Annotated in this window: 10 protein-coding genes; 8 read left to right on the top strand and 2 right to left on the bottom strand. The window is 70.9% G+C overall.

Annotated features, from left to right (window positions below):
* Positions 1 to 111: 111 nt before the first annotated feature.
* The gene (locus VF746_25055; GenBank protein ID HEX8695708.1) at positions 112 to 429 is read right to left on the bottom strand and encodes a hypothetical protein; all 318 of its coding nucleotides are present in this window, start codon (positions 427 to 429) and stop codon (positions 112 to 114) included.
* Positions 430 to 551: 122 nt separating this feature from the next.
* On the opposite strand from VF746_25055, the gene VF746_25050 reads away from it, so the two are divergent.
* The 8 genes from VF746_25050 to VF746_25015 all read left to right on the top strand — a co-directional run bounded on the left by VF746_25050 (position 552) and on the right by VF746_25015 (position 7237).
* A complete protein-coding gene (locus VF746_25050) occupies positions 552 to 1556 on the top strand; it encodes an L-threonylcarbamoyladenylate synthase (GenBank protein HEX8695707.1) in 1005 nt (334 codons plus the stop codon).
* A 41-nt stretch (positions 1557 to 1597) separates the two neighbouring features.
* Complete coding sequence (locus VF746_25045; GenBank protein ID HEX8695706.1) at positions 1598 to 2101, top strand: hypothetical protein; 504 nt, start codon at positions 1598 to 1600, stop codon at positions 2099 to 2101.
* A 203-nt stretch (positions 2102 to 2304) separates the two neighbouring features.
* A complete protein-coding gene (locus VF746_25040) occupies positions 2305 to 2802 on the top strand; it encodes a hypothetical protein (GenBank protein HEX8695705.1) in 498 nt (165 codons plus the stop codon).
* Positions 2799 to 3611 carry a methyltransferase domain-containing protein gene (locus tag VF746_25035; GenBank protein ID HEX8695704.1) on the top strand — a complete coding sequence of 271 codons (813 nt, stop codon included), beginning with the start codon at positions 2799 to 2801 and terminating at the stop codon, positions 3609 to 3611. Before VF746_25040 ends, VF746_25035 begins: the two co-directional genes overlap by 4 nt.
* Positions 3608 to 4066 carry a DUF1801 domain-containing protein gene (locus tag VF746_25030; protein HEX8695703.1) on the top strand — a complete coding sequence of 153 codons (459 nt, stop codon included), beginning with the start codon at positions 3608 to 3610 and terminating at the stop codon, positions 4064 to 4066. The genes VF746_25035 and VF746_25030 overlap by 4 nt, the downstream gene beginning before the upstream one ends.
* 72 nt (positions 4067 to 4138) lie before the next feature.
* Positions 4139 to 5206 (top strand): hypothetical protein, encoded by a 1068-nt coding sequence (locus VF746_25025; protein ID HEX8695702.1) that lies wholly within the window; start codon positions 4139 to 4141, stop codon positions 5204 to 5206.
* A gap of 95 nt (positions 5207 to 5301) precedes the next feature.
* Positions 5302 to 6645 (top strand): radical SAM protein, encoded by a 1344-nt coding sequence (locus tag VF746_25020; GenBank protein HEX8695701.1) that lies wholly within the window; start codon positions 5302 to 5304, stop codon positions 6643 to 6645.
* A 10-nt stretch (positions 6646 to 6655) separates the two neighbouring features.
* Positions 6656 to 7237, top strand: a complete 582-nt coding sequence (locus VF746_25015) for a metal-dependent hydrolase (GenBank protein ID HEX8695700.1) — start codon at positions 6656 to 6658, stop codon at positions 7235 to 7237.
* A gap of 144 nt (positions 7238 to 7381) precedes the next feature.
* Here the strand turns inward: VF746_25015 and VF746_25010 are convergent, their stop codons facing one another.
* On the bottom strand, positions 7382 to 7540 hold the full coding sequence (locus tag VF746_25010) for a hypothetical protein (GenBank protein ID HEX8695699.1): 159 nt from the start codon (positions 7538 to 7540) through the stop codon (positions 7382 to 7384).
* Between the last annotated feature and the right edge of the window lie 48 nt (positions 7541 to 7588).

Genomic DNA, 7588 nt, shown 5'->3' with positions numbered 1-7588 from the left:
GGTGGCGACGCGGTAGCGGCGCCGGGTGAGGGCCCGCCGGGTGAGGGCCACACGAATGCCCCTCTCCCGCGGGAGGCGGGAGAGGGGCCGGGTGCGGCGGCGCTCTCGGCGCTAGATCACCCCGCCGCCGCTGTCGCGCTCGCCGCGCCACACGGCGTCGTCGTCCACCTCGTCGGGCTCGTGGTGGACCACCTCCACGGCGGGGGCCGGGGCGTGGCGCGTGACCCGCATGATCCCCTCCCAGCCGCAGGCGGTGCACCAGCGCCGCCCCAGGAAGCGGCGGACGGGCTTCAGCGGCCTCACGCGGATCGGGAGGGTCTCGCTCCCGCAGCGCGGGCAGTCGCGGCCGGAGGGGAGAAGCGCCACCAGGAGGGCCAGCGGCGCCACCAGCATCACCACCCAGAGCGCCGTCAGGAACATCATGAACATCGGTCCCTCCTTGTCCCCGTTCTCCGCCTGCGCGCCTCCCGCGCTCGCTGGAGCGTAAGGCAAGGGGTGTGCCGTCCGCGCCCACACCGGCCGCACCGGACGCGGCCCCGATGTACCGGCAGATGAACGTCTTACGCGTCGACCCGTCGCGTCCCGAAAAAGCCGCCCTGGAGCGCGCCGCCGAGGTGCTCCGCGGCGGCGGGCTGGTGGCCTTCCCCACCGAGACGGTGTACGGGCTGGGCGCCCACGCGCTCGACCCGGCGGCCGTCGAGCGCATCTACGCGGCGAAGGGGCGGCCGGCGTACAACCCCCTGATCGTCCACGTCCCCGGCGTGGAGCTCGCCCGCGCGCTGGCCGCCGCGTGGCCCGAGGCGGCGGACCGTCTGGCCGCGCGCTTCTGGCCCGGCCCGCTCACGCTGGTGGTCCCCCGCTCCGCCGTGATCCCGGAGGCCGTGAGCGCCGGGCTGGCCACGGTGGGGCTGCGCGTCCCGGCGCACCCGGTGGCGCACGCGCTGCTGGAGACGGCGGGGATCCCGGTCGCCGCGCCGAGCGCCAACCGCTCCGCGCAGGTGTCGCCCACCACCGCCGAGCACGTCCGCCGCAGTTTGGGGGCGCGGGTCGACCTGCTCCTCGACGCCGGGCCCACGCCGGTCGGCATCGAGTCCACCGTGCTCAGCCTGGCGGGCGAGGTGCCCACGGTGCTGCGCCCCGGCTCCATCTCGCTCGACGAGCTGCGCGAGGTGCTGGGCGAGGTGGCGGCGGCGGCGGACGAGCCGGAGGGGAAGGCGGCCCGCCCCTCTCCGGGGATGCTGGACCGGCACTACGCCCCGCGCGCGGAGGTGCGCCTCTTCCCCCCCGCCGAGCGCCAGCGCGTCTTCGGGCGGGCGTCGTGGGGGAGCGACGAGGAGCGCACGGTAGGGGTGATCGCCTTCGCGCCGGCGGCGAGCCCCGGCGCCGAGGTGGTGGAGATGCCCGCCGACGCGCGGGAGTACGCCGCGCGCCTCTACGCCGCCCTGCACGAGCTGGACGCGCGCGGCTGCGACCTCGTCTACGTCGAGAGCGTCCCCGACACGCCGGAGTGGGCCGGCATCCGCGACCGGCTGCGGCGCGCCTCCGCGCCGCGGTAGCCCGCCCGGCGCTCGATCATCCCGACCTTCTTCTCCCGGACATGCTTCGCTCGATTCGCCCCGGCACGATCTCCCTCCTCGCCCTCTGCGGCGCCCTCGGACTGGCGGCGTGCGGCGACTCCGCCCCGGGCACCGTCGTCGGGGACGCGTACATCGTGCTGGAGACGGGGCAGGAGGTGAGCTTCGGCGGGCTGCGGGTGGGGCTGGTCCCGGAAGACGAGGCGCTCGACACCATGCTCGCCCGGCTCTGCCCGCGCCGGGACGCCGCGGCCGGCGCCGACTCGGCGGCGCGGGAGACGGCGTGGGGCCGGCGCGCGCAGCTCCTTTCCCAGCGCGCGCGGCGGACGGTGACCGCCACCGCGGCCGCGCAGTTCTTCATCGATACCGTCGCGCCCGGGGAGTACCGCGTGTGGGCGGACACGGCGTACGGGGGGACGCGCTGGACCTGGCTGCAGCCGGTGCGCGTCCGGTCCGGAGACACGGTGCGCGTGAACCTGAGCAACGCCAACCCCGACGAGAACCCGTTCCGGTGCCCGTCGGAATAGCGGGCGGCCACGGATCACGACTCTTCACATACCAGGCACGGGGCAGCCTGTCCGCGTCTCACCATCCCCCGGGCGAAGTCACCCGGTGAGCAGGTCCGGTCCGCGCGCGGCGATCGCCGGGGAGCTCGCCCGCCGGGACCAGCTCCCTGCCCTCGTGCCCACCCACCGGCCTGGCCGGCACTGAACAGGGGATCGCCGCGGCCATGCCTCTGCTCCCGTTCGAGCGCTACGAGCTCCACTCCGCCCTGCCCGCCGCCGAAGCTGCGTCGCGGCTCGCCGCCGCGGTCGAGCCGGAGCGCCGGTTCCGCTCGGGAAAGGCGGCGCGTGCGTTCGAAGGCGAGGTCGGCGGCGCCGGGTTCCGCATCCGGAGGATCATCGGCTACCGGAACTCGTTCCTCCCCACGATCCACGGCCGGATCGTTCCAGACGCGGGCGGGTCGCGCGTCCGCTGCACGCTGACCCTCCACCCGCTCACCGCCGTCATCACGGCGCTCTGGCTCGCCGGGGTGGTCCTGATCGGCGGCGGAATCGCGCTCGGTCCGCTGCCGCCGGGGCAATCCGGCTGGTCCCGGGTGGCCCCGCTCGGCATGCTCCTGTTCGGCTGGGGGCTGGTGTCGGGCGCGTTCACGCTCGAGGCACGCCGGGCGCGGCGCCTGCTGAGCGAGTTGCTCGACGCCAGAGAAGCCGGCAGGCCCACGTGACCGACGCCGGGCAAGCGCGGCTGACCCGCGGCATCGCCGAGGTCTACGAGGAGCTCTTCGTCCCGGCGCTCCTGCGCGGGTGGGCGGTTTGCGTGGCCGACGCCGCGCGGATCGAGCCGGGCCGGCGCGTGCTCGACGTGGCCTGCGGCACGGGAGTGCTGGCGCGCGAGGCCGCGGCCCGGGCCGGGGCGGCCGGCCGGGTCGTGGGGCTGGACCAGAGCGAGGAGATGCTGGCGGTCGCGCGGCGCGTGGCTCCCGGGATCGAATGGCGGCGGGGCGCGGCCGAAGCGCTCCCGTTCGAAGATGGCAGCTTCGACGCCGTGGTCAGCCAGTTCGGGCTGATGTTCTTCGCCGACCGGCTGGCCGCCATCCGCGAGATGATGCGCGTGCTGCGCCCGGGCGGACGGCTGGCGGTGGCGGTGTGGGACGCGCTGGAGAACACGGAAGGCTACCCGGAGCTCACGGCGCTGGTCGCGCGGCTCTTCGGCGACGCGGCCGCGGCGGGCCTGCGGGCGCCGTTCAGGCTGGGCGACCCGCGCGCACTGGCGTCGCTGTTCGCCGAGGCGGGCGTACCCGGCGCACAGGTGGCCACGCTGGCGGGGACGGCGCGCTTCCCCTCGCTGGATGCGTGGCTCTTCACGGAAGTGAAGGGCTGGGTGCTCGCCGACGAGGTCAGCGACGCGGAGTTCCAGCGGTTGCGCCGGGAGGCGGAGAAGGTGCTCGGCCGCTTCGCCGCCGGCGACGGCACGGTGGTGCTGGAGGCGCCCGCCCACGTCGTCACCGCCGCGAAAGGCATGATCGAATCATGAGCGACGCGTCCCCCGCAGAGCAGCTCGACGGCTTCATCGACCGGTACACGCCCGAGGTCGCCGCCACGGCCCGCGAGGCGCTCGAGAAGGTGCGGGCGCTCCTCCCCGGCGCCGTCGAGCTGGTGTACGACAACTACAACGCGCTCGCCGTCGCCTTCGGCCCCACGGAGCGCACCTCGGAGGCGGTCCTCTCCGTCACGCTGTTCCCGCGCTGGGTCAGCGTCTTCTTCCTGCGCGGCACCGGTCTCCCCGACCCGCACGGGCTGCTGAAAGGCAGCGGCAGCCAGACCCGCCACCTCGTGCTCGAGGACGCGGCCGACCTGGACCGGCCCCAGGTCCGCGAGCTGATCGCGCAGGCGGTCGCGCGCGCGCCGCAGCCGCTGGACGGCACGCGCCCCGGCCGCATCGTCATCAAGTCCGTATCGGCGAAGCAGCGCCCGCGGCGGCCGGGGTGACTCTTCACTGGCGGATCTCCTCGCAGGCGGGCATTAATTATCCCCATCACCCGATTCTCAGGAACCGACAGCATGAGTGGCAGAAGCTTCACATATCGGCCTTCGGTTATCATCTCGCGAGATGGAGAGAAGGCAGTCGAAATCTTTTCTTTTGAGGGCAGTGGGCCCATTCCTAATCGTGATGCGGTAGGCTACTACTTTATGGTCAGGCAGGCCCCAGGCGCAGAGGAGAGTCGCCACTGTGTGCTTTTCTCAGGTACGGTCCTGGAAACTGTCTCCCCGACCGCCTTCGGTTTTCCGAGTACCGACATCAAAGATTTGAATTTCGTTCACTTCGCTGAGGCTTGTATCGGGGATTACCTTGACAAGATAGGGCTTACCGGATCAGCACCCAGCGCTTCCATGCCGTTCCAGCTTGAGTGTTTTTCGCCTTCGTTCAAGGCTTGGGAGGAGCGAGAGGCGGCGGACGACGACGTTATCGAAGCTTACATTCGAAACCGACTATTCTGGTCGTGGCGGTTTAACCATGATGATGTTGTGTTCACAACACCCGATTTCTTGCGGCTTGGAGTCATGCAATCGGATTTTTTCCGAGTCATCAACATTGGAAAGGAGCTAGACTGGAAAGTACAGTTGACCGCACCGGCGTTTGTGATCCTGACGCCGGAACAAGGGCTCCTACGTTCGGAGCGCGATAGACGAAGGAGTGTGGTGCCAGCGGGGCAACCGACCACTCAGCTACTCACGTCGCAGTTTGTGGATCCCACTCGGATCGATGAGCTACGCGCATTGAAGAACACGGCATATGATTTACGCCGACTGATCGCCCTTTGCGAGGAGCTTAACGTTTGTTCTGCGAACAACTGTGTCCTCGCGGTAGCAATGCTTACGCGCGCAATCATCGATCACGTGCCTCCCATATTCAACGCTAAGACATTCGCAGAAGTCGCTAGTAGTTATCCCGGTGCGAAGTCATTCAAGGACTCCATGCAGCACCTATCACTCTCCGCCCGGCGGATTGCGGATGCACACCTCCACATTCAGATCCGCGGCAAAGAAGTACTCCCAACGCGCACTCAGGTCGACTTCTCTCGCGATCTTGACGTACTGTTATCAGAGATTGTTCGTATTCTGTCCTAGGAACCTCAATCCAGAACTGGGGCAACGGCAAGTTCGGCTAGCCAAATCCTTGCGGTTGCGGTAGATTCCGGCGCCCACAACCCCGGAAGGAGACCTTGGCCGACACACGCACCGAGCTGGTCGAGGGGCTGATCGCCCGCTTCCCGCACATCCCCCGCGAGGCGGTCCTCAAGGAGGACCTGCTGCGCACCGGCATCGCCTTCGACGACGCGGCCCTCACCGACAACCTGGACGGCGAGGTCAAGCCGAAGTCGTACTTCATCTTCTCGTTCGACCAGAAGCCGCTGGCGCAGCTGGGCGAGGCCGCGCGCCGCCGCCCCCCCGAGGAGGTGGCGCTCACCGGCGGCCCCTGGGAGCTGCGCCGCACCATCGTCTCGGTGCGCGTGAACCCCGACTCGCCGTACCGCGTCTCGCGGGATGGCGACGGGGCGCTGCGGCTCTCGCTGGAGGGGCGCGCGCTGGCCGACGTGGCGCTGCCGCCGATGCCCGAGTACTACCGGCACCCGCTGTCGAACGGCAAGCAGGTGATGGAGATCGCCCCCACCATCCAGTGGGGGTACCTGATCTACCTGACGGTGCTCCGGCTCTGCCAGTACTTCGGGGCCAAGGAGGAGTGCCAGTACTGCGACATCAACCACAACTGGCGCCAGCACAAGGCCGCCGGCCGCCCCTACACCGGCGTGAAGCCCGTGGACGAGGTGCTGGAGGCGCTGGAGATCATCGACCGCTACGACACCGCGCGCGCGTCGCAGGCGTACACGCTCACCGGCGGCAGCGTCACCAGCAAGGTGGACGGGCTGGAGGAGGCGGACTTCTACGGGCGCTACGCCGAGGCGATCGAGGCGCGCTTCCCGGGGCGCTGGATCGGCAAGGTGGTGGCCCAGGCGCTGCCGAAGGAAGACGTGCAGCGCTACCGCGACTACGGGATCCGCATCTACCACCCCAACTACGAGGTGTGGGACAAGCGGCTCTTCGAGATCATCTGCCCGGGGAAGGAGCGCTACGTGGGCCGCGAGGAGTGGCACCGGCGCATCTTCGACGCGGCGGAGGTGTTCGGGGCGCGCTACGTGATCCCCAACTTCGTGGCCGGGGTGGAGATGGCGAAGCCGTTCGGGTTCGCCACGGTGGACGAGGCGATCCGCTCCACGGCCGAGGGGCTGGACTACTTCATGAGCCGCGGGGTGACGCCGCGCTTCACCACCTGGTGCCCCGAGCCCGCCACGCCGCTGGGGCGCGACAACCCCGAGGGCGCGCCGCTGGAGTACCACATCCGGCTGCTGGAGGTGTACCGCGAGACGCTGGAGAAGCACGGCCTGAAGCCGCCGCCGGGCTACGGCGTGGCGGGCCCGGGGCGCGCGGTCTTCTCCGTCAGCTCGTTCATGGACACGCTCCGCCCCGAAGAGGTGCTGGAGGAAGAGGCCGTCCCCGCGGCGGCGTAGCCGGCCACGCATGGCGTTCCCGCCCGCGCACTTCCTGATCGGCGCCGGATTCGCCGAGGTGGCCCGCGCCTCGTCGCGCCGGCCGCCGCCGCGCTGGGCGGCGTGGGCGGTGGGCGGGTGCGCGGCCGCGCTCCCCGACGTGGACATCGTCCTGGGAATCGCGCGCGGGGCGAGCGGCGCCTACCACGGCACCTTCACCCACAGCGTGGCGGCCGCCGTCGTCTGGGCGCTCATCGGATACGCCTTCGGCGGGGGGCGGTGGGCGGCGGTGGTGGGGGTCGGCTACGGGTCGCACCTCCTGGTGGACCTGCTGGACGACAGCGGCCCCACCAACCTCATGCTCGGCTGGCCTTTCTCCGGGGCGCGGCCGTACTCCCTCGGCAGGTTCTTCCCCAAGGTGCCGGTGGAGGGCGACGGCCTCGTCGACACCGCCCTCAACGTCCTCCGCCCCGACGCTCTCTCCCTTCTCCTCCAGCAGACCCTGCTGGCGGCGGCCTGCGCCGGCGCGCTCTTCCTCCTCGCCGCGGCGATCCGCCGGGCCCGGACGCGACGCGCGGGGGCGGCGGACGCGTTCCCCCATCCCCCGGCTTGAGGCACCCCCCTCGTTTCCAGCTCCTGCCCGAGAAACAGAGGAACAGAGAATTCGGTTCTCTGTTTCTCTGTGTGATCCTGATCAGTTCGGAACCAGAACGGTGCTCGGCAACGTGGCGTGACACCCTTATGCCGGGAGAACGGGTCACAGCGCCGCCTGGAAGCCGAGCATGGCCACGGCGGCGACGACGGCGGTGGTGGCCACGGCGGCGCGGCCGGCGGTGCGCAGCGCCTCGGGGATCAGCTCGGCGGCGATCATCCACCCCATGGCCCCGGCGGCGAAGCCCAGCCCCACCGGGAGCACGGCATGGCGGCCCCGGCCAGGCAGTCTTCTCCGTCAACTCGTTCATGG

The sequence above is a fragment of the Longimicrobium sp. genome (genome assembly GCA_036389795.1).
Lineage (GTDB): Bacteria > Gemmatimonadota > Gemmatimonadetes > Longimicrobiales > Longimicrobiaceae > Longimicrobium.
The sequence above is the reverse complement of the archived record's forward strand: the minus strand, read 5'-3'. Positions and strand labels throughout refer to the sequence as shown.